This window comes from Sphingomonas piscis (assembly GCF_011300455.1).
In the GTDB taxonomy this organism is placed as follows: domain Bacteria; phylum Pseudomonadota; class Alphaproteobacteria; order Sphingomonadales; family Sphingomonadaceae; genus Sphingomicrobium; species Sphingomicrobium piscis.
This window is the reverse complement of the sequence record NZ_CP049869.1, coordinates 209251-230712: the sequence shown is the minus strand read 5'-3', so window position 1 is coordinate 230712 and position 21462 is coordinate 209251. Positions and strand designations below refer to the sequence as shown.

Here is a 21462-nt window from a genome sequence, read left to right as displayed (position 1 = left end):
GAGCCGCTTAGCGGCGCGTCACGCGAAATTGAAGCTGATGCTGAGCCTCTCACCCTTGCCTTTGCCGGGCAGCACCTCGTGCCGTAGCCAGCTTTCCCATAGGAGCAGGAGGCCGGGGCGGGGCTCCACGGTGACGAACGGCCGCTGTTCCTCCGGTGCGTCCGCCGCTCTGGTCGGCGCGGCCATCATCATCGGCAGGCGGGGATCTTCGAAGCGGATGGCGCCCGACCCTTCCGGAACCTCGACGTAAAAGGTTCCGGAAAGGCTGCTGTGCGGATGAATGTGCGCACTATGGTGTCCGGCGCCGCGCAGCAGGTTGACCCACAGGCTGTCCATCTTCGGCTTGGTCGTCCAGGCAAGATCCCGGGCGAATAGAGCTGCGTGCCGGTTAAGGGCTCGGCCAACGTCCGCGATCACCGGGTCGCGGCGGGGTAAATCGTTGAGCGAGGCGTAGCTGGTGTAGCCGGGATAGCGATGCTCCCGGCTCCACTGCCGGCCCGCTGCGTCGTCCGCCGCCAACGCCCTTATCGACGCGGCGAGCTCACCCACATCGGCATCCAGATCGGCCTCGTAGAGGCGGGTGACGAAGAGGGCCCGTGTCGGCATGATGCCGCTTTAGGGCTGCAACGGGGCAACTCCAATGCCCTCACGCCGTCGAGCAAACAGGCGCGTTCGCAGAAGGTGAAGCGACGTGGCGGCTGGCCCGGGACAATTATCTCATCACCGGTGGATGGGTTGAGGGGCCCTGCTGCCGCTGCAAACAGGGGCAAGCCAATGAAGCCGATCTTGCGCGCGGGTGGCGCGTGTCTCCTCATCACCGCAGTCCCGGTCTCGTCCGCGTCTGCGCAGGATCGCACCGACGATAATGCCATTACCCAGGCCGAGGATGCGTTCGGGTTCAGCGTCGGGCGCGAAGCCATCGGCATTTACGGGCCGGGGCAGGCGCGAGGATTTTCGCCCACCGCCGCGGGTAACGTCCGGATCGAGGGGCTCTATTTCGACCCGGCGTTCAACCTTCAGAACCTGCTGGTGGATTCGGTAAGCATCAAGGTTGGCCTTTCCGCACAGGGATATCCATTCGTCGCCCCCAGCGGCATTGTAGACCAGCGCCTCCGCCGGCCGGACAGCACGCCCGGCGCATCCCTGCTGATCAACGGCGACGGTTGGGGCGGCAAGGGCGTCGAGGTGGACGGATCGATCCCGATCACGGGAACTCTGGGGCTGAGGGCAGGGGCCAATGCGGGCCGCACTGTCTATCCGAACGGCACTGATGGCTTTTCCCATTCGGAAAGCCTGCTGCTGCGCTGGAAGCCTTCCGACAAGCTGGAGGTTATGCCGTTCTGGGCAATGTTCAACGATTATGACGACGAGGCGGGCACCTTCTACGTGCCGGCTGGCGACTACCTCGGCATTCCCGATCGGGCGGGACATGACGAAAGCCCGAAGTGGGCCGACATCCGCTTCCGGACGACGAACATGGGCCTGCTCGGTAACCTCTCACTGGCGAAAGACACCGTGCTTCGCCTCGGCGTTTTCCGGTCGAGCGTATTCAACAAGCACCTCTACAATCACCTGCTGGTCGATCAGCAGCCGGACGGTAGCGGCGAGCGGATCCTGATCGCAGACCCGCAAACCCGCAACCGGTCGCTAAGCGGCGAGCTTCGCCTTACCCACAGCATATTGGACGGGCCACGCCTTCACTTGTTCAACCTCAGTCTGCGCAAGCGCGACGCGCGGCGCGAGTTCGGCGGCTCTGACGTCGTCAGCTACGGCCTCGGCGCCTTGGGTGAGCGAGTGACGGCCCCCAAGCCGGACTTCGAGTTCGGCGAGCTTACGCGTCAGCGGCTCCGGCAGACGACCTACGGCGCAGCCTACAACGGGCGGTGGAAGGATGTCGGCGAAATTAGTTTCGGCCTGTCGCGGGCCAGATACCGCAAGGTCACACGCATACCTGACGAAGCAACCGCCGACGCGCGGTCGCGGCCGTGGCTGTACAACGGCACCGCGGCCGTGATCCTGTCGCCGAGCGTCAGCGTCTATGCGGGCTTTGCCAAGGGGCTGGAGGAGAGCGGGGTGGCACCGCAGAACGCCGCCAACCGCAACGAGCCGCTGCCGACCATCTTGACGAAGCAGAAGGACGCAGGAGTCCGCTTCGCGCTGACGAAAGGGGTCAAGGCGGTCGTCGGTGTGTTCGACCTCCGCCGCCCCTATTTCGGCTATGACGAGGCCAACCTGTTCGGCCAGGTCGGGTCGATCCGCAGCCGCGGGGCCGAGTTCTCCATCTCCGGCTCGGTCGTCAAGAACGTCAATCTAGTGTTTGGCGGCGTGCTTCTTCGACCGCGGGTCGAGAAGAATGCGGACGCGGTCGGCGAGATCGGCGACAAGCCGTTCGGCCTTCCTACCCATATCCTCAACGCCAATGTGAATTGGGCCGTCCCCTTCCTGAAAGGACTGCAACTCGACGCGGGCATATTCAGGCGGGGCAGGCAGCCGCAGACGGTCAGCAATCGCGTCTATCTGCCCGCACGGACAACGATGACCGCAGGTGGGCGGTACGGCTTGAAGCTCGCGCGTAAGGACGCGAGCCTCCGTGTCCAGGTCCGCAACCTGTTCGACAATAACGATGCCTTGGGGGCAGGGCCGGGGCTCTACGCGCCCAGGGACCACCGGCAGGTGACGGGCGCGCTGACCGTCGACTTTTAGTCGTCGTGAAGCCGGCGGGCGACCTCGCTCATGAAGCGCGCGTCGTCGCCGTCGGCGAGCCAGTCGGCCTCGGCGGCAATGGCGCCGAGCAGGTCGGACAGGGGCTCCATCTCCGACTTGGCGTAATTGCCCAGCACATGGCCGGTGACCCGGTCCTTGTGGCCGGGATGACCGATGCCGACCCGCATACGGCGGAAGTCGGGACCCAAATGCTTGTCGATCGAACGAAGGCCGTTGTGGCCGGCCAAGCCGCCGCCCACGCGAACCTTGACCTTCATCGGCGCGAGATCGAGCTCATCATGGATGACGGTGAGGGCGTCGGTGCCGAGCTTGTAAAAGGCGAGCGCCTGCCGAACCGCGTCGCCACTGTCGTTCATATAGGTCTGCGGCTTCATGAGCAGGACCTTGCCTCGGCCGATCCGGCCTTCGCTGACGAGGCTTCGAAATTTCTTCGACCAAGGGAGAAGCCGTGAACCTCAGCGAGGATGTCGGCAACCATGAAGCCGACATTGTGCCGGTGCAGCGCATATTGCGTGCCGGGATTTCCAAGGCCGACCCAAATTTGCATGTGCGGCTCCTAGCGTGAGCGGCGGGCAAAAAGAAACCGCCCGTCCTTTCGAACGAGCGGTTCCTGTTCGTGTCGAAGTGACTTAGGCGTCGCCGTCAGTCTCGTCGCCCTGGTTGCCGCCAACGGTCGGAACCGCGTCCGCAGCCGGCGTCTCGGTGTCGCCTTCGTCGGACTTGAGGGCCGACGGAGCAACCAGCGTCGCGATGGTGAAATCACGATCGGTGATCCCGGACTCGGAGCCCTTGGGCAGCTGGATCGCGGAAATGTGAATGGAATCGCCGATCTCGAGACCGGTCAGGTCGATGTGGATCTCTTCCGGGATCTCTGCCGCGTCGCACACCAAGTCCAGCTCGTGGCGAACGATGTTGAGGACGCCGCCGCGCTTGATTCCCGGCGAGGCCTCTTCATTGTCGAAGCGCACGGGCACGTTGACGTGCACCTTGCTGTGCTCGCCAATGCGGAGGAAGTCGACGTGGATTGGACGGCTGGTCACCGGGTGGAAGGTGACGTCCTTCGGCAGCGTGCGATGGGTCGCTCCGCCGGCGTCGATCATCACGACCGAGTTCATGAAGTGGCCGGTGGAAAGCATCTTGGAGAGAAGCTTTTCCTCGACGTGGATGGAAACTGGGTCTTTCTTGTCGCCGTAGATCACGGCGGGTACCCGGCCATCGCGGCGCAGTGCACGGGAGGCTCCCTTGCCAGCCCGTTCGCGCGCTTCGGCGGGCAGCGTCAGCTGTTCGCTCATCAGTATATACTCCGGTTCTTTTGATGCCCGCCACGCCTCCAGGGATGACCATGGCCGGACAAGCTGTGCGCCCTAGGGTAAAAGGGCCGACGAAGCAAGGTTGGACGGGCCGCGGCGCCTAGTTGAGGCGCCTTGGCGACAGTCCTTGGGCTTTCAAATTGGCGAGCACGCTATCGGAGCCGGCAAAATGCGCCGCGCCGACCGCCACGAACACCACACCCGGCGCCGCCATCCGATCGACGATCCAGTCCGCCCAGCGGGCGTTCCGCTCCGGAAACATGGCGCGGTAATTGCCGGGGAGGTTTGCCGCATCTGGCCCAGCATTGCGGTGAAGATGCGCTGGTCGCCGCTTTCCCAGGCACCCTGCATATCGGTGATGATGCCCGCCATCTTCGCCCTGACGAAATCATCCATCACGAGCGGTGCTCCGGTCCGAGTCCGCGGCCCTGCCATGCGGGTGAGCATGCCGAGCTGGAACTGGACCGTCTCAAGAGCGCGAACAGGCTTGCCGGCGTCATCGGCCGCGCGCCTGAGAACCATGTCGGCACCCTTGCGCACGTCCAGGCCACGATCCTGCCCGGCATGAACCGCCATGCGGGCCGCGCCAAGGAAGTTTGCGCTCGGCGCGATGCTGATTCGCGGCGCCAGCGGTGCTGTACGCTCCAGTCGCGGCAGCATGGTTTCGAGCACGAGTTCGTCGGAGATCGTGAAGGCGGCACGGACGTCGTCGCGGAACCAGTCGCTGCGCTCGTCAAGCGCGTGAAAGGTCCCGAACAGGTAGATGGTGGTGTCTTCATCCTGAACAGCCCAGAGGGCCGGGTGGGCAATCGCCGGGCGTGTCGTCGCCGGCTGCCCAAGCGCCAGGGTCGCTGCCGCGATTGCCGTGAAGAACCCACCCGCCATGCAAGTCTCCCACCCTCATCGAGAAGGTGGAGTGCAGCATCGTCGGCGCGGCGCCGTTGCCGTCAGGGCAAGCTTCGCCGGTCGCGGAACAGCCCGCGTCAGTGCCTCGAATGCATCGCGACCCCCGCCCCGATGACCTGAGGAGGATGCTCCTACAGAGCTTAAAGATTGTCTAGCGGAAAGCCGTGTAAGTGAAATTTTCTCGTTACAGAACAGCAACAAGCCTACTGGATGCGACGGACCTGCAGGCCTTCGCGCTGAAGCAGGGAGATAACGCTGTCCTTGCCGGCGAGATGGCCGGCACCCACTGCTACCGTGACCGTCCCGGGGCTCTTCAGGCGGTTCTCGAGCCATTTTGCCCAGTTGCCGTTGCGGCGGCGGATCAATGCATCCATCATCGCTGGAGACGAGGAGAGGTCTTGGTTGAAGGTGCGGGCAATGCCCTCGACGTCGCCGCGGACCCACGAACTCAGCATGCCGCCGAACTGCTTCTTCATCTCCTTCGGGTCCTCGATCACGCCCTCCAGGAAGGCGCGCTGGTCCGCTTCGGGCAGGCCGTCGAAGATACTGAGCTGCTCCGCGATATCCTCGAGCTGCCCGATCGGGCGGCTATTCCGATTGAATTCTTGCTTCAGCACCGTTTCAACGCCGTCCGCACCGCTGACGCCAAGCTCCTTGAACTGAACGCTGAGCAGGGTGAAAGCCGCGGCCCAGGTCTCCATCGCGTCAAAGGCCTGGCGCGGCTGACCGGTCTTGCGGATGGCCGCGTCGAGGAGCGGTCGCTTGGCGGCCGGGACGCGGTCGGCAATCGGTGGCTGCCCCGGCGAGAAGCCGAGCCTTGCCATCGCTTGCAGGAAGGGCTGCGGGTTCTTCTCGTCCACGATCGTCTCGACCACGAGGCTCTGCGAGGAGTTCAGCGCCCGGTTCAGCGCGGGGGTCCGCCACTGGTAGTCCGACGGCAGCAGGTGGATTGTGCCGAACAGATAGATTTTGGTGTCCGCGTCCGAGACCTCCCATAGCGCGGGCCGAGCCTGATGGGTCCGCGCGGGCGCAGCGGAAGAGCCGGCGAGGGCGGCCAGGCCAAGCAGGCCAAGCCCACGGCGTAGAAGAGACGTCAGCATGTTTAGGAAAAACTCCGCGGCGATCAGTCAAAGGGATGTAGTCGCTTTCCCCTTAACGTCCACTTGCGCACCACTTGCCCCAACATCCGCCATGCGCCAAAGCCGCGCGTCGAAAGGGGCCGCCGGCGTGTCTTTGAGTTTCCAGGACCTGATCCTGACCCTGCACAATTACTGGAGCGCGCAAGGGTGCGTGCTGCTTCAACCCTATGACATGGAGATGGGCGCAGGGACGTTTCACCCCGCGACCGTGCTGCGCGCGCTCGGGCCCGATCCGTGGAAGGCCGCTTATGTGCAACCCTGCCGCCGTCCCACCGACGGGCGTTATGGCGAGAACCCGAACCGGCTGGGGCACTACTACCAGTATCAGGTGATCTTAAAACCGAGCCCGCCGAATCTGCAGAACCTTTATCTCGGCAGCTTGTCGGCGATCGGCATCGACCCGCTGAAGCATGACATCCGCTTCGTCGAGGACGACTGGGAAAGCCCGACGCTGGGGGCGTGGGGTCTGGGCTGGGAAGTTTGGTGCGACGGGATGGAAGTAACGCAATTCACCTACTTCCAGCAGGTCGGCGGCTTTGAGTGCAAGCTGGTGTCGGGCGAGCTCACCTACGGCCTGGAGCGGCTCGCGATGTACATCCAGGGCGTCGACAACGTCTTCGACCTTCGTTTCAACGATGAGGGCGTGACCTACGGCGACGTCTTCCTCGACAATGAAGAGCAGATGTCGGAGTGGAATTTCGAGGTCGCGGACACGGACAGCCTGTTCGACGCTTTTCGCAAGGCGGCCGCCGAGTGCGAGCGGAGCCTGGAAGCGAAGCTACCGATCGCCGCCTATGAGCAGGCGATCAAGGCTAGCCATGTGTTCAACACGCTTCAGGCGCGCGGCGTGATCTCCGTCGCTGAGCGGCAGGCTTACATCGGCCGGGTGCGCGATCTGGCGAAAGGTGCATGTGGCGCGTGGATCGAAGCCAAGGGGTATGCCGCGTAATGGCCGACTTCCTGCTTGAGCTTCTCTCCGAAGAGATTCCTGCGCGGATGCAGGCGAAGGCGCGGAACGACCTTTCGCGGATGTTCGCCGAAGGTCTGGATGCCGCGGGCCTTGACCACGGCGCCATCGATGCATTCTCGACGCCGCGCCGGCTGGTGCTGATCGCGCGAGAGATCGCTGAACATACGGAGGCTGTCCGCGAGGAGCTGAAAGGTCCGCGCACCTCGGCGCCGCCGCAGGCGCTGGAAGGATTTCTGCGCAAGACAGGGCTGTCGCAGGATCAGCTGGAGGAACGCGGCGGCGTCTGGTTCGCGGTAATCGACAAGCCGGGGCAGGATGCCTCCGCGGTTATTCAGGACGTGCTTGGCCGCGTTCTCGCGGATTTCCCGTGGCCCAAGTCGATGCGCTGGGGCAGCGGCGGGACGCGCTGGGTCCGTCCTTTGCAGGGCATCGTCGCTATTCTTGGCGACGAGGTCATTCCGCTCGAGTTTGCCGGAGTTGCGAGTAGCGCGACTACCACTGGGCATCGGTTCCACCATCCGGGGCCGATCACCGTCGACGGTGCATCCGATTACATCGAGAAGCTGCGCGCGTGCCACGTGATCGTCGATCATGAGGAGCGGGAGCGCATCGTTCGCGAAGGTGCGGCCGCAGCGGCGGAAGCGGCCGGATTGAGGCTGCTCGACGACGAAGGCTTGGTAGTCGAGAATGCCGGGCTGACCGAATGGCCCGTGCCACTGCTTGGCAGATTCGATCCGGAGTTCCTGGACGTGCCGCGCGAAGTGATCGTGCTCACCATGCGCACCAACCAGAAGTATTTTGCCTGTACCCACGCGGATGGGGGCTTGGCCCCGGCGTTCGTCTGCACCGCCAACATCGACGCCACCGATGGCGGAGAGCGGATCGTCGAAGGCAACCGCCGCGTGCTCGCGGCGCGCCTGAGCGATGCACGCTTCTTCTGGGAGCAGGACCTCAAGGTCCCGCTGGAAGAACAGGCCAAGAAGCTGTCGCAGATCGTGTTTCACGAGAAGCTCGGCACCGTCGCGGACAAGGTGGAGCGGGTCGCGAAGCTGGCGCGGTGGCTGGTTGAGCAGGGCGTCGTGCGAGGTGCCGATCCGGACCAGGCGGAGCGCGCAGCCCGGCTTGCCAAGGCGGACCTCGTCACCGGAATGGTCGGCGAATTCCCGGAGCTGCAGGGTATCATCGGCGGCTACCTGGCGCGCGCCCAGGGCGAGCCGAATGCGGTCGCCGATGCCGTGCGTGATCATTACAAGCCGGTCGGGCAGGGCGATGAGGTGCCGACCGCGCCGGTCACGGTGGCGGTGAGCCTTGCGGACAAGCTCGACACAGTCTTCAATTTCTTTGCGGCCGACATGAGGCCAACGGGTTCGAAAGATCCTTTCGCCCTCAGACGCGCAATGCTGGGTGCCATCTCGCTTGTTCTGGAAAACAACCTGCGTCTGAAGCCTGTGGGATTATACGGCGATTTGCATGGGAGTAATTTGTCGGAAGTTCTCTCTGGCGGCCACCTTGGAATGTTCATTGCTGAACGCTTGAAGGTTCAACAGCGAGATGCAGGCGTAAGGCATGACATTATTGACGCGATTTTTGCGACGGGCTCAGACAACGGTGCAACGGTAGACGCGAACGACGATCTGGTTGAACTTCTTGCCCGGGTTAAGGCGTTGCAGGCGTTCGTTGAGACGGCCGAAGGTCGTGATCTTCACGCGGCCTACAAGCGCGCTGCCAACATCCTCAAGAAGGAGGATTGGACCGGGCCGCAGGTGATGTCGTCGCGAGAAGAGCAGGGGATTGCTCAGACCGGTGAGGAAGATCCGCTGGTGCTGGTGGAGGAACCAGGCATGGCGGAGGCGATCGGAGAGATGGCCTCGGGACATGCGGGTGCCGACTTGCCGGAGGAGCAGGCGCTGCTCGCCGCGCTGGATGCGAGCGAGCCTGAAGCCAGGGACGCCGTCGAGCGGGAGGATTTTACCGCCGCGATGACGGCGCTCGCCAAGCTCCGCGGGCCGATCGATGCCTTCTTCGACAAAGTGACGGTCAACGATACTGACGCTGCCAAGCGCGAGCGACGGCTCAACCTGCTGCTGCGCTTCCGCGATGCTGTGAATGGGGTGGCGGACTTTTCGAAAATCGAGGGTTAGTTCCTTCTCCCGTTAGCGGGAGAAGGAGTTCTACAGTGGCCGGTCGGTCGCGGGGTCGCGGTTGCTGCGGATGGCCGCGTCGCGCAGGCTGTCCCGTTCGCGCCAATCCTTCTCCTTGGTCGCCCACTCTTCCTGATGGCGGTTGTGCTCACGCTCCAGCTGCTCGCGGCGGACGCTCTCCTCGCGGTAGCGGCCCTTCCATTTGCGGCGCCCGCCGGCGGTCATGAAGGCACCGATCAGCAGGCCGAGGAGGAAGACCAGGCCGAGTACGATGAGGACGTTCGGGTCCGTCCAGTTGATGGTGGTCATCGCGCATCCTCTTGATTGGTTCGGATGCGATACGCTTGGAGGTGCGGCTGCGTTCCCCCCACAGGATCGCAGCCGCTGGCTCTACTTGCTGATAAAGTTGTCGCTGATCGAGCAGGCCGCCGGGCCCAGGATGACGACGAACAGGGTCGGCAGGATGAACAGGATCAGCGGAACGGTCATGATCGCCGGCAAGCGCGCCGCCTTTTCCTCCGCCCGCATCATGCGGTCGTTGCGGAACTCGGCGGAGAGAACGCGAAGGGCAGAGGCCAGCGGCGTACCATATTTCTCCGTCTGGATCATGGTCGTAACCACGCCGCGGACCGCCTCGAGGTCGACGCGGTCGGCCAGGTTCTCGAACGCCTGACGGCGCTCGTTAAGGAAGCCGAGCTCGATGGCGGTCAATCCGAATTCGTCGCCGAGTTCCGGATAGGCCTTACCCAGTTCCTTCGACACGCGGTTGAAAGCGGCGTCGACGGTAAGGCCGGCTTCGGCGCAGATGACGAGCAGGTCGAGCGCATCCGGCAGACCTTTGCGCACGGCGTCGCTGCGCTTCTTGACCTTGTTGGTGAGCCAGATGTCAGGCGCCTTGTAGGCGAACACGAGCATACCGGCGAGCGTGATGTAGCGGCGGAGGGGCGACCAGGCCGGGAACATGTCCATGACGTAGAGCACGAGGACGCCGACAACGCCCATCACCACAGGCATGACGAACCGCGCAAGGATGATGAAGAAGGCCAGGTCCTTGGCGCGGATGCCGGCCTGCATCAGGCGCAGCTGCGTCCTTTTCAGCTGGTCATCCTGAACCATCTTGAAGCTGGTCAGCAGCGAGCGGACGCGGTCGGCCGCCTGGTTCTTGTTGGTCAGCTTCTTGCGCTTGTTCGTCGAGGCGACGATGCCGGCCTTCAGCTGCTCGCGGCGGTCGTTCAGCGCCTTGACCCGGCGAGCCATCGGATCCTTGACAGTCGTCGCCGCGTAGATGGCGAGCATGACCGCCATGGCAGCAACCGCGCTCAGCAGGGTTGCAACCCAGATGACGTCGATGCCGAGGAGGGTCGGGCCGGATGCCTGTGGATTCATGGTTCCGCCCCTAAATCTCGAAGTTGACCATCTTGGCCATGATGAACACGCCGATGCTCATCCAGATGAGGCCGCCGATGCCGGCCACGATCAGGCGCTGATCCACGAAGAAGTTCATCATGTAGGTCGGGTTCACCAGGTAGACCAAGGTGAAGACGACGAACGGAAGCGACCCGACGATGTAGGCGGAAGCCTTCGATTCCGAGCTCATAGCGCGGATTTTCAGCTTCATCTGCGCGCGCTTGCGAAGAACATCGGCCAGGTTAGAGAGGGTCTCGGCAAGGTTGCCGCCGGTCTCGCGCTGGATCGCCAGGGTGATGACGAAGAATTGGAACTCCGGCGTACCGAGGCGGTCGGCGGTTTCCTGAAGCGCGGCTTCCATCGTCCGGCCGATCTTCATCTTGTCGGCAACGGCGCGGAACTCGACACCGACCGGGCCGCTGATCTCGCCAGCGACAATCGTCAGGGTTTCCGTGATCGGAAGACCCGAGCGGAGGCCGCGCACCATCAGCTCGATGGCATCAGGGAAATTGACGTTGAATTTGTTGAGACGCTTCTTGATCATGAAGCCGATCGCCATGTGCGGCGCGCCGATGCCGATGAACAGACCGGCGAACAGCGCCAGGAAGAACGGCGCGCCCCTGAACATCAAGAGAATGGCAACGACGGCAACGGCGACGAGGGTGATCAGCCCGTATTTGCTCAGCGTGATGTCCTTGCCGGTCATTTCCAGGCGGCGGCGCAGCAATGCGGGCCGCGGAATCAGGGTCGAGGCGACACCTTCAAACCGGCCCGCCCGCTGAGCGAACAATTTTCGGATTTGCGCCTGCGCATTGGCCGCGAGCGGGCTGTCGTTATGCCGTTCCCGGATCAGCTCCATCCGCCGCTTGACGGCCTTCGCCGGGGAAGGCCCGCTCAATGCCGTATAAAGCAGGAACAGGACGCCCATGACGAGCAATGCAAAGATCATCGGCAGCATCATTCTCGACCGTCCATTTCCTACCTACACCCATGCGGCATTGCCGCCGCTCAAAGCTCCTACGCAGCAGCGGGCTTGGGCTTCGACAACATCGACTTCAGGCTATCGACCACGCCCTTCTTTGCGACCTTGGCCGTGTCGGTTGCACTCTCCTCGGTCGCATGGCTGAGAACCATCGACGAGAGAGTGGCGAAAGGCGCTGACGCCTTGCCGCTGGCGACTTCGGCGACCGGCTTGCCAAGCTTTGCGGCTTGCGCTGCAAGCTTGCTGTCGAACGGGAAGATGACGTCCACGGGCCGCTCGATCGATTGCTCGAAATCCTTGCGGCTGATCTCCAGCGCTCCGCCGGACGGTACGCCGTTAGCAACGACGATCACCTTGGTTTGCGGCGCATTTGCCTTCAGCCAAGCGAGAATCCGGATCGTGTCCCGGGTTCCGGCAAGCGTCAGTTCGGAGACAACCACGGCAACATGGGCATCGTGAACCATGTGCGGATACTGGATCAGCATGTGGCGCGGCAGATCGAGCACGGTGGATTCGAACGCGTTGCGCATTTCTTCCTGCAGCTGAAAAAATGCCGTGCCGTCCGTAACCAGCGGCTGATGAATTGGCGCTTCCGCCGAGAGGACGGACAGCCGCTCGTTGGCGCGGACCATGGCACGTTCGATGAACAAGCCGTCGATGCGGCTCGGATTTTCGATGGCGTCGGTCAGACCGCGGCCAGGCTCCAGGTCGAGCGCCAACGCGCCGGTGCCGAAATGGACGTCAAGGTCGAGCAGCGCCGTCGAGCGGCCGGCCTTTTCACCGAGCAGCCACGCGAGCGATGTCGCAATCGTCGACGCGCCGACTCCACCGCGGACGCCGATCACCGCTGCCATGACATGCGGGCGGTCGACCTGTGCTTCGCCGCGCGGTCCGGAGAGGACCATTTGGGCGTGAGCGAACGTGTCGCGCAGCTGATCGACCGTGAACGGCTTCAGTAGATAGTCGTGGATCCCACTGGCGACCAGGTCGCGGTACAGGCGGACGTCGTTCACCTGGCCCGCTGCAATCACGATCGTCCCGGGCTCACAGACTTCGGCAAGCGCATTGATGTCGTTCAGTGGATCCGCTGATTCCGACAGATCAACGAACAAGATGTTCGGACTGGCGGACACGGACAGGGACTGAACGGCATTGCGAAGGCCGCCCTTGTTGACCTTTTCGGGCGACCAGCCGTGCTCGACCGCCACCGGACGCAGCATGTCCGCTGTCGCGTCGTCGCAGACAAAGGCGCTGAACGGATCACGCAAGCCGGCGCGTGCCTGAAATGGAGCGTTCATACTCTTAGTTTCCCTTGCTGCCGGTAGCTTGAACGGTCCCGCTGATGCCGCTCAGGACCTTGTTCCGGTAGGCATCCACCGCCTTGGTACCGAGCTTCGGATCGACGTTAACTTCACCAGCGCGGCCGTGGACGAGATCGTCGGGGTTGGCGATCATCGCGGCGAGATTTGAATTCACCGCGCAGCCGTAGTTCGGATGCGAACGATTGTTATAGTTCAGGTCGCGCGCGCGGCTCCAGTCCGGGCAATCGGGAACGAAGGCCCGGCTGCGGGTGACAACAACTCGCACGACGCCGTCTGGCACCGCGCCCTGGGTGACGGGTGCCCCCGGAGCAACCAAGAGGCCGTAGCGGGCAGCAACGCCGGCCACTTCATTTCGCGCCGCATCGGCATAAGGGCCATCGAGGTAGATGTTGTCGCCATATCCAACGGACAGGCCTTGGAACCAGCCATCGAGGCGCGCGGCTTCGCTGGGCGGCAGCGATCCGCCCGGCGCCGCCGCATCAAAGGTGAAGTCGGTGCGGCTGACCACCGGCACGTTGACTGCAGCCATGCCGCGGTCCGGCAAGTCCTGTGCTGTATGGCCGCACGCGGCCAGCGCTGCTGTCATGATGAGAATGGCGGGCTTGCGAGTCATGGCGATCCTCTTGATCGAAGGGCGGCGGGTCACAGCTTGAACCCGGGCGCGGCAGTGCTGGCGGCGGCACCCGACAAACCAGGAGCGGGGGCGTTGGCTGGCAACGCCGCCCCACTCTTGCCCTGGTAGAGTTTGCCTTCCAACATCAGTTCGGGGTCGGTCGGGTTCCGGTATCCGTCGGTCGGCAAGGCGAGCTGGCCGGAAACGGGCCGGACCAGATATGGCGTGACGACAATGACGAGTTCCGTCTCGCTCCGGCGATAACCGGATGAGCGAAACAGGGCGCCGAGGATCGGAAGGTCGCCGAGGAAAGGCGCCCGCTCGATGCTGTTGCTGTTCCGATTTTGGAGCAGTCCTGCAAGCATGAACGACTGGCCGGATCCAAGTTCCACAGTCGTCTCGGCACGCCGCGTTGTCATGGCGGGAACGACGAAGCCGTTCAGCCTGACGGAATTGGCGTCGCTGATCTCGCTTACTTCGGGGCGCACCCGCATCGAGATGCGTCCATCGGCGAGTACGAAGGGCGTAAACGCAAGTCCGACGCCATATTGCTTATACTCGATCGAGATGGCGTCATTTCCCTGCGACACAGGAATCGGGAATTCACCGCCTGCGAGGAAGCTCGCCGTTTCTCCGGAAAGTGCGGACAGCGAAGGCTCGGCCAGCGTTGTTGCGAAACCATCGGTTTGCAGCAGGTCCAGAGTGCCCAAGATGTCCATGCCGAACATGTGGCGGAAAATGCCGAGCGTGGTGCCACCTGTCAGGTTCTTGAAGGTTGCTCCGATGACCGTCTCCGGCTGTACGCCGGTGACCGGGTCTGCAGGCCCCTTGACGACGTTGATGGTGCCGGGGTCCCCGCGGCCAATACCCATCAGGGTACCATTTTGAGATGCGGTGTCCCTGTTCAGTATGTTTACGCCGATATTCTTCAGTGCCGACCGGCTCACTTCCGCGATGCGGACCTTCAGCATGACCTGCAGCGGCGTCGCCGACTTGATCCGGCTGACGATTTGAGTTCCTTCGCCGATGTAGGCCTGGACGAGGCGCTGCGCCTCGGCGACGTCGTCGGGAGAGGCGACCGTGCCTGTCAGCAGCAGCAAATTGTTCATCGGCGTCACGCGGACGTCCGCTTCCGGCATTGCCAGACGAAGCATCTCGTCAACGGAACCCAGATTGTTTCCGACCCGCACGGTGGCGGCATAGATGGTTCGTCCCGACTTCGTGGTCGCGTAGATGGTGGTTTCACCGCGCCCCTTGCCGAACACGTAGAGCTGGGTGGACGATTTGACCTGGACGTCGGCAACGCCGTCGTTGGCGACGAACACGTCGGTCATCGGCTCCGACAGGCGGACGAGCGTGCCCGCTCCCTGGCTGAGGTTCAGCGTTTCAGCGGGCTTGGCGGTGGTTGACTGGGCAGTCGCGGGGGCGACCGGGCCGACCGCACCAAGCGCCGTGGCCAGGGCGATCGCCGCCGTTCCGAGACGTGCCCGGTTAAGAATGGTCAAGGTCTTCATTTTAGCGAACTCCCACCGGAACGACGGTGACATTGTTGCCGCGAGAAATGCGTACGGTCGGACCCATCGAGCGGGCGGCCGCGGCGCTGACCGCCTTGCCCGCCGCGGCGAGTTCACGATTGATCTGCGCCTGGCGCTCCTCGGGACGGAGCGGCACGGTCCGCCGCTGAAAGCGGGAGACGTCGCCGCCGGTCGAGAAGGTCGTGTTGGAGTCGAGGGGGCGACCGGCCGCAGCCTTCAGGATCTTCTTTTCCTGAGCCGGGTTGGCGCCCTGCGGCACCTTGACCTCACCGGATGCGACCGCACGGTCCAGCTCCGAAGCATTATCGGCAATGGAACGAAGCGACAGGGAGAGATTGCCAACCGTCTGGGCGACGACGACCTTCTCCGCGATCCGCGGGGTGACCTCGAGCGTAACGTTGGAGAAAGTGCGAACAACGGTTTTGCCCTGCTCGTCCTTGCTGTCGACACGCTGGTCGGTTGCGAGAACCCTGAGGTTGCGCACGACCGTTTCCGAAACATTGAGTGCGGGACCGTCGCCATTGTTGATCGACTGGGTCAGCATCAGGTCCACCCGGTCGCCCGGGAAGACAAAGCCGGCGACGCCGCCGATGACGTTCACGGGAACGGTGATCGCACGCATCCCCGGGGCAAGTGCCGCGGCAAGGAACCCGCGATCCTCCGGGCCGACCAGGGCGCCGCGAGTGACGGGCTGTCCCGCCGTGATCGGATTGCGCACCACGGTGCCGATCAGCTTGGTGAGATCGGATTCAGGGGCGCCCTCAAGATAATAGGCGCTTTGCACCAGCTCTTGCGGCCAGGGCTGAAAGGCGAGGCTTTCCTGGTCGATGATCGTGCCGACGGGCAGGGCCCGCTTGGCAACGAGTACCTTCGGGCCCTGTGGCACCGGCGCGGCCGCTGCCTGTTCGGCACCGGCGCCGGCAAACATGTTCTTCGCCATGATGGCCGTGACCGCTGCAATCACCAGCGCCCCAACCAGCAGCATTACTTTTTTCACGTCCATGGCGTTTGTCGCCTCCCCTATAGGGCCCCGTCTTCAGTCACACTGATCAGGCAAATTGGTTAAGATATCGTTGGGCGAGAATCAGAAGGCCCGCGAATGCGATGGCGACGCCGTACGGAACGACGGTTCGACCCTGGCGGCGCATGATCTTGGAATGGTGAACCCACGCCGCGGTGCTGACCACGGCGCCCGCCAGCGACATCACGAGCAAAAACAGCAAGGTGACCTGCGGCGGGAACCACAACGCGATGGCAGTAGCGAGCTTTACGTCGCCGCCGCCCATGCCGCCAACGCAAAACAGGCCGAACAATGCCAAAAAGACCAGCAGTCCGGTGCCTGCGCGAAGCGCGACATCGGGATAGATCGGCAGCTGGAGGGACCACCAAAACAGTGGCGCCATGACGCCTATCGTGAGGACCAGCCAGTTCGGGATCTTGCGCCGGCGCAGGTCCGTGACTGCTGCCGTCAGCATGAGCACCGCAAGGGCGCCGAGCAGAATATCGGTGAATCCGACGTTTATCATGATGTTGGCTCTAGACTGCCGGCCTTTCCAATTCGTAACCGCGCAGGAAGATGAGCAGCTTCGACGTCATCATTGTCGGCGGCGGCATCGCGGGCGCGAGCCTTGGAGCGATGATTGCCGGTCAAAGACGGACGGCGATCATCGAATCGGAGCCGCACTGCGGTGTTCACGCGACCGGCCGGTCGGCTGCATTCTGGCTGGCGAGCTATGGTGGACCCGCGGTCCTCGACCTGAGCAAGGCATCGGGCCCGTTGCTGGAGGCAGGCTGGCCAGGCGGGGACAGGTCGTGGCTGCGGGGCAGAGGCGCAATCCACCTGGGCAGCGATCGGACCGACTGGAACAACCTTGAAACGACCGTGATGGCCGCCGACGAGCGGGCGGCGTGGCTCGGTGCTGACGAGACCCGCGCGTTGCTTCCGGGGTTGCGAGCGCAGTGGACCCGGGCATTGTCGGAGCCAAGTTGTGCCGACATCGACGTAGCCGCGCTGCACCAGGCTTGCCTTGCCCTTTTCCGCCGCGACGGCGGGACTGTCCTCACGGGCGCCGGCCTTCAAACGGCAACGCGCAGCAACGGCCGGTGGACCGTTCGCACTGCGGCGGGGGACGTGGCGGCCGACATCATCGTCAATTCGGCCGGCGCCTGGGCCGACCGAGTGGCCGAAAGCTGCGGGATCGCTCCCCTTGGGCTGACGCCCAAGCGCCGGACCATGGTTCAGGCAAGGGTTGGTCGGCAGGGCTTGGCGCAGCTGCCTTTGGTCATCGATGCTGCAGGATCATTTTACTTCAAGGGTGAAGCCGAGCGATCAATCTGGCTGAGCCCTCATGACGAGACCGACTGCGAGGCCGGGGACGCGGCGCCGACGGAGATCGACATCGCTTTGGCGATCGATCGCTTTCAATCGGTCGTCGACTGGCCCGTGGAACGCGTGGAGCGAAGTTGGGCGGGGCTGCGGACCTTTGCGCCGGACCGTCGGCCGATCTACGGCTCTGATCCGGCGACGCCGTCCTTCTTCTGGTGCGCGGGGCAGGGTGGCTTTGGAATCCAGACGGCGCCGGCTGCGGCGCTGCTGGCGAAATCTTTACTCCTGGGCGAAGCACCCGACCAGATCGTCGCGCACATCGATGCCGCGCCGTTCGCGCCGGGGCGCTTCGACCGCTAGCGCTTAAGCTTGTCTGCTTCCGCGCAGGCGAGCGCGTCAACCCGGTCGTTGTCTGGATGGCCGCTATGTCCCTTCACCCAGTGCCAAGCGATCTGGTGTGGCCCGACGGACTCGAGCAATTCCTGCCACAGCTCGGCATTCTTGACCGGCTTTTTGTCCGCAGTACGCCAGCCGTTCCGGCGCCAGCCATGGATCCACTTGGTGATGCCGTCGCGCACATAGATGCTGTCGGTGTGGAGATCGACACGGCATGGCTTCTTCAGCGCCTGAAGGGCCCGGATAGCGGCCATCAACTCCATGCGGTTGTTCGTTGTCGGCGCTTCGCCGCCTGAAAGCTCAAGCTCTTTCTCGCCGAAGCGAAGCAATGCGCCCCAGCCGCCCGGTCCCGGGTTGCCGCGGCACGCACCGTCGGTGAACACCGCGACGTGTGGCAGATCGGGCATGGGTGTTAGGCGACGAGTTCGCGGGGAAGCTTGAAGGTCATGCGCTCAGGCTCATGATCCGCCACCTGCTCGATCACCTCGAACCGCGCGTCCAAAGCCTCGATGACTTCGCGAACCAACACTTCGGGAGCCGAAGCACCTGCAGTCAGACCGAGCACCTTGGGAGTTCCAAGCCAGTCCCAGTCGATGTCCGTCGCGCGCTGGATCAGCCGCGCCGGAGTACCCTCCCGCTCCGACACCTCGACGAGTCTCAGCGAATTGCTGCTCTTGGGAGAACCGATCACCAGCAGTCGCTCACAGGAAGACGCGATCACCTTTACGGCGGCTTGCCGGTTCGACGTTGCGTAGCAAATATCCTCGCTGCGCGGCGTCTTGATGGACGGAAAGCGCGCCTGAAGCGCAGCGACGATCTCCGCGGTGTCGTCGACGGACAGCGTGGTCTGGGTCAGGAATGCGAGGTTGAGGGGGTCAGGAACGACTATGCTTCCGACATCTTCAACCGTTTCGACCAGTGAAATCGACCCATCGGGCACCTGACCCATCGTACCGATGACCTCCGGGTGTCCCGCATGGCCGATGAAGAGGATGTGACGCCCTTCGTCGATCAGCCGCTCCGCCTGCCGGTGAACCTTGGACACCAATGGACAGGTCGCATCGACGAAAGTCAGGCCGCGCTCGGTCGCCTTGTTCGGCACTGCCTTCGGAACCCCGTGGGCGGAAAAGACAACCGGCCGGTCATCGGGAACCTTGTCCAATTCCTCGACGAATACCGCGCCCATGTCCCGCAAACGGTCGACGACGTAGCGGTTGTGGACGATCTCATGCCGGACGTAGACGGGTGCGCCGAACCGCTCCAGCGCAAGCTCGACGATGCGGATCGCACGGTCGACGCCCGCGCAGAAGCCGCGCGGTGCGGCGATGAGGAGGGTAAGCGGCGGCCGTTCAGGAAGCATCATGCTCATGTAAGGCATCGCTTGCAGCCTTGAAAGGCGGTTCCTATGACGAGCCGTTCTTCGGTTGAAGGAAACGCATACGTGAAGTCTCGCCTGACCTGCCTCATCCTCGCTGCTGCAACGCTTGCCGGCTGTTCGAAGAAGGGCGAATATTTTGACGGCGGCATCTACGCCACCCGGAGTTCTTGTCCGATTGCCGGGGTCGCTGCGGGAACCGGCGACATCACCTTGTTCAATCCCCCAGCAGCATCGCTGCGAGCGCCATCGACGTGTCGGCGACGATCACCAACGTTCGCGCCGCCTGTACAACGCAAGGCGCCGACGTGGTGTCGACGGTCAGCTTTGACGTGGTTGCAACCCGCCGCGATGCAACACAGGCGCGTCAGGTAGTGCTGCCCTTCTTCAACACGGTGGTTCAGGGTGGCAGCAGCGTTGTGGCGAAGAAGGTCGGAGCCGTTGCGCTGAATTTCGCCGCCGGCAGTTATCGCGCGCAGACAAACAGCCAAGGGACGGTGCGAGTGAACCTCGCCACTGCGACCCTGCCGGAGAATGTCCGCCGGATTCTCACCCGTCCGCGCAAGTCCGGCGACGTGGATGCAGCGATCGACCCGCTAAACGAGCCCGGCGTTCGCGAAGCGGTCGCCCGCGCCACCTTCGAGCAGTTGGTCGGCTTTCAGTTGAGCGGCGCGCAGCTTCGCTACAACGTTACTCGATAGCCGGGCGAGCCTTGCCTTTGGGCAGCGGGCGCATGATGTTGGCCAGCCCGAGCTTGGCGACGTCACGGCCAAGCTTCTCGCCGGCTTCGTTCGAAAAACGATAGTGCACGCCGCCGAGGGTGCGGGAGAATGAGACTTCGCGCGCCCATGCGTCCCAGCTAGGCAGGGCCTGAACCGCCGCGTTGGGCAGCGAACGTGAGGCGACACGAACGCCGTACGCTGGCTTAGGTCCGACCTCCGCGCTCATGAATTCAGCGATCGCGCCTGCGTAAGTGCAGTGTCCGCACGGATATTCGGGATGGTTGGGGGTGCTGATGAGCGGCTCCCAGCTGCGATCCGCCTCCGTCGCGGCGCTCGAGTCCTTGTCGCCGTTTCGGATCGCGGTGATCGGCCGCCAGAAATTATAGTGGAGCTTGGCATCCGCCATCGCCATTCCGGCATCGTCGGTAATCATGTTCATCAGCGCGAACATGCGGGCGTTACTGACCATCGAGCGACCTGGCGCATCGGCGGCAAGCCGCATCGACGGGTTCATGTCAGGCGTGATGCGGTAGCGTGCCATCAGCGTCTGGGTCGGCGTCCGATCCTTGCTGATGCGGCCGCCGAGTCGGCGAACCTCGTCATAGTCCCGAACCCAGGTGGTGCTATCGAGGGCGGGCGGTGGCGCCGGGCGAACGGCGGCTGCGCTCGGCAGGATCCATGGCTTGAAGGCGACGCTGAACGGCTCGAAGACCGGAAGCTGCGTCGGCACCCAGACGCCGGGGCTCGCCGAGGGCGAGTAAGGCGTCTGCGCGACCGAAGGGTCGATCTGGCCGACCTTCAGCGCGGCCGCCGCCGCTTGCTCGCCAATCGTCTTGCCGTCGGCTTTGGCCTTACTCTCGGGCACTTGCTGCAGCGCTAGCGCATAGCTGTCGTCCAGCGACTTGGCCTGCGAGGGATAATGGAAGGACATGACCTTGTAGGCGGCGGTGATTGCAGCGGCCTGCTGGGAAGCATGCGCATCGCCGATCGGCATGCCGACATAGCTCTCGTAGCGGCGGTCGATTGCATTGACGGCTTCGAACATGGCCAGAGCGACCTGAGTTTCTGCATGGTCATGATCGGGGGTTCTGGGGGCGCCTTGCGGCGGCGCCGCAGCGGCCTCGATCGCTTGCTCGAACTCCATCCATTCGCAAATCGTGTCCGCGGCGGCAGGCGCGGCCGCACAGGCCACAAGCCCCGCGCCAAGCAGATGTGAAATCTTCATGCTGACCCCCTTGCTGCGCCGTCCCCTCGGCACCGGCGGAGCATAGCACGCTTCGCCGCATTTGGCACCCAACCCCGGCTTTCGACGCGTTGACTCCGGAAAGCCGCCCGGCCAAGGCTCACCTTGTCTCCGGTGAAAGCCGGAAGGCCGCGCGGGAGAGTTTGGACCGTCCTCGGACGGGCCGACGCCGAAGGAGCAACCGCCCCCGGAATCTCTCAGGCACCAAGGACCGCGCGCGCCTGACAGTCTGGAAAGCGTCCCGCCACAAGCGGGGCCACCGAAGGGGTAACTTGCGGCTCTCCCCTTTGCCGCAGGGAAAGCTCTCAGGTCGAAGCGACAGACGGGGGCGACAGTCGGAGCCGCGAGGGC

At 63.8% G+C, this 21462-nt stretch carries 19 protein-coding genes, 2 pseudogenes and 2 riboswitches; of the genes and pseudogenes, 5 read left to right on the top strand and 16 right to left on the bottom strand.

Annotation, left to right across the window (positions count from 1 at the left end; translation table 11 throughout):
* Positions 1–18: 18 nt before the first annotated feature.
* Positions 19–606, bottom strand: coding sequence for a TIGR02466 family protein (locus tag G7077_RS01150; protein ID WP_166410122.1), 588 nt, complete (start codon positions 604–606; stop codon positions 19–21).
* A gap of 168 nt (positions 607–774) precedes the next feature.
* On the opposite strand from G7077_RS01150, the gene G7077_RS01145 reads away from it, so the two are divergent.
* A complete protein-coding gene (locus G7077_RS01145; protein ID WP_166410121.1) occupies positions 775–2703 on the top strand; it encodes a TonB-dependent siderophore receptor in 1929 nt (642 codons plus the stop codon).
* Here G7077_RS01145 and pth read toward each other — a convergent pair.
* From pth to G7077_RS01125, 4 genes and pseudogenes are all read right to left on the bottom strand, one after another.
* A pseudogene (gene pth, locus G7077_RS01140) lies at positions 2700–3271 on the bottom strand (aminoacyl-tRNA hydrolase). The gene G7077_RS01145 and the pseudogene pth overlap by 4 nt on opposite strands.
* Positions 3272–3353: 82 nt before the next feature.
* On the bottom strand, positions 3354–4016 hold the full coding sequence (locus G7077_RS01135; RefSeq protein ID WP_166410120.1) for a 50S ribosomal protein L25/general stress protein Ctc: 663 nt from the start codon (positions 4014–4016) through the stop codon (positions 3354–3356).
* Positions 4017–4134: 118 nt separating this feature from the next.
* Positions 4135–4919 (bottom strand): annotated as a pseudogene (locus G7077_RS13980) (TraB/GumN family protein).
* 224 nt (positions 4920–5143) lie between these two features.
* Entirely contained in the window at positions 5144–6040 is an 897-nt protein-coding gene (locus tag G7077_RS01125; protein WP_166410118.1) for a TraB/GumN family protein, read from the bottom strand.
* A 91-nt stretch (positions 6041–6131) separates the two neighbouring features.
* Here G7077_RS01125 and G7077_RS01120 point away from each other — a divergent pair, with 91 nt between their 5' ends.
* Both G7077_RS01120 and glyS read left to right on the top strand, forming a co-directional pair.
* A complete protein-coding gene (locus G7077_RS01120) occupies positions 6132–7028 on the top strand; it encodes a glycine--tRNA ligase subunit alpha (protein ID WP_166410117.1) in 897 nt (298 codons plus the stop codon).
* Entirely contained in the window at positions 7028–9190 is a 2163-nt protein-coding gene (glyS, locus tag G7077_RS01115) for a glycine--tRNA ligase subunit beta (protein ID WP_166410116.1), read from the top strand. Before G7077_RS01120 ends, glyS begins: the two co-directional genes overlap by 1 nt.
* A 30-nt stretch (positions 9191–9220) precedes the next feature.
* On the opposite strand, the gene G7077_RS01110 is transcribed toward glyS, so the two are convergent.
* The 8 genes from G7077_RS01110 to G7077_RS01075 all read right to left on the bottom strand — a co-directional run bounded on the left by G7077_RS01110 (position 9221) and on the right by G7077_RS01075 (position 16575).
* Positions 9221–9499 carry a hypothetical protein gene (locus tag G7077_RS01110; RefSeq protein ID WP_166410115.1) on the bottom strand — a complete coding sequence of 93 codons (279 nt, stop codon included), beginning with the start codon at positions 9497–9499 and terminating at the stop codon, positions 9221–9223.
* 81 nt (positions 9500–9580) lie between these two features.
* Positions 9581–10576: a type II secretion system F family protein gene (locus tag G7077_RS01105; RefSeq protein WP_166410114.1), complete on the bottom strand. Its 996-nt coding sequence runs from the start codon at positions 10574–10576 to the stop codon at positions 9581–9583.
* 10 nt (positions 10577–10586) lie between these two features.
* Entirely contained in the window at positions 10587–11555 is a 969-nt protein-coding gene (locus G7077_RS01100; protein ID WP_166412240.1) for a type II secretion system F family protein, read from the bottom strand.
* Positions 11556–11614: 59 nt separating this feature from the next.
* The gene (locus tag G7077_RS01095) at positions 11615–12877 is read right to left on the bottom strand and encodes a pilus assembly protein CpaE (protein WP_246167265.1); all 1263 of its coding nucleotides are present in this window, start codon (positions 12875–12877) and stop codon (positions 11615–11617) included.
* 4 nt (positions 12878–12881) lie between these two features.
* On the bottom strand, positions 12882–13514 hold the full coding sequence (locus G7077_RS01090; RefSeq protein WP_166410113.1) for a CpaD family pilus assembly lipoprotein: 633 nt from the start codon (positions 13512–13514) through the stop codon (positions 12882–12884).
* Positions 13515–13543: 29 nt separating this feature from the next.
* Complete coding sequence (locus G7077_RS01085) at positions 13544–15028, bottom strand: type II and III secretion system protein family protein (RefSeq protein ID WP_166410112.1); 1485 nt, start codon at positions 15026–15028, stop codon at positions 13544–13546.
* 1 nt (position 15029) lies between these two features.
* On the bottom strand, positions 15030–16052 hold the full coding sequence (gene cpaB, locus G7077_RS01080; protein WP_166410111.1) for a Flp pilus assembly protein CpaB: 1023 nt from the start codon (positions 16050–16052) through the stop codon (positions 15030–15032).
* Between the two features lie 46 nt (positions 16053–16098).
* Positions 16099–16575: an A24 family peptidase gene (locus G7077_RS01075; RefSeq protein WP_166410110.1), complete on the bottom strand. Its 477-nt coding sequence runs from the start codon at positions 16573–16575 to the stop codon at positions 16099–16101.
* A 50-nt stretch (positions 16576–16625) separates the two neighbouring features.
* On the opposite strand from G7077_RS01075, the gene G7077_RS01070 reads away from it, so the two are divergent.
* The gene (locus tag G7077_RS01070) at positions 16626–17735 is read left to right on the top strand and encodes an NAD(P)/FAD-dependent oxidoreductase (RefSeq protein WP_166410109.1); all 1110 of its coding nucleotides are present in this window, start codon (positions 16626–16628) and stop codon (positions 17733–17735) included.
* Here the strand turns inward: G7077_RS01070 and rnhA are convergent.
* Complete coding sequence (rnhA, locus tag G7077_RS01065; protein ID WP_166410108.1) at positions 17732–18178, bottom strand: ribonuclease HI; 447 nt, start codon at positions 18176–18178, stop codon at positions 17732–17734. The genes G7077_RS01070 and rnhA overlap by 4 nt on opposite strands.
* 5 nt (positions 18179–18183) lie before the next feature.
* Entirely contained in the window at positions 18184–19149 is a 966-nt protein-coding gene (ispH, locus tag G7077_RS01060) for a 4-hydroxy-3-methylbut-2-enyl diphosphate reductase (RefSeq protein ID WP_246167264.1), read from the bottom strand.
* A 251-nt stretch (positions 19150–19400) separates the two neighbouring features.
* Here ispH and G7077_RS01055 point away from each other — a divergent pair, with 251 nt between their 5' ends.
* A complete protein-coding gene (locus tag G7077_RS01055; protein ID WP_343040001.1) occupies positions 19401–19847 on the top strand; it encodes a hypothetical protein in 447 nt (148 codons plus the stop codon).
* Here the strand turns inward: G7077_RS01055 and G7077_RS01050 are convergent.
* Positions 19837–21093: a vanadium-dependent haloperoxidase gene (locus tag G7077_RS01050; RefSeq protein WP_166410107.1), complete on the bottom strand. Its 1257-nt coding sequence runs from the start codon at positions 21091–21093 to the stop codon at positions 19837–19839. The two genes, G7077_RS01055 and G7077_RS01050, sit on opposite strands and share 11 nt — an antisense overlap.
* A gap of 142 nt (positions 21094–21235) precedes the next feature.
* Positions 21236–21335, top strand: a riboswitch (glycine riboswitch).
* Between the two features lies 1 nt (position 21336).
* Positions 21337–21437: riboswitch (glycine riboswitch) on the top strand.
* Positions 21438–21462 lie beyond the last annotated feature (25 nt).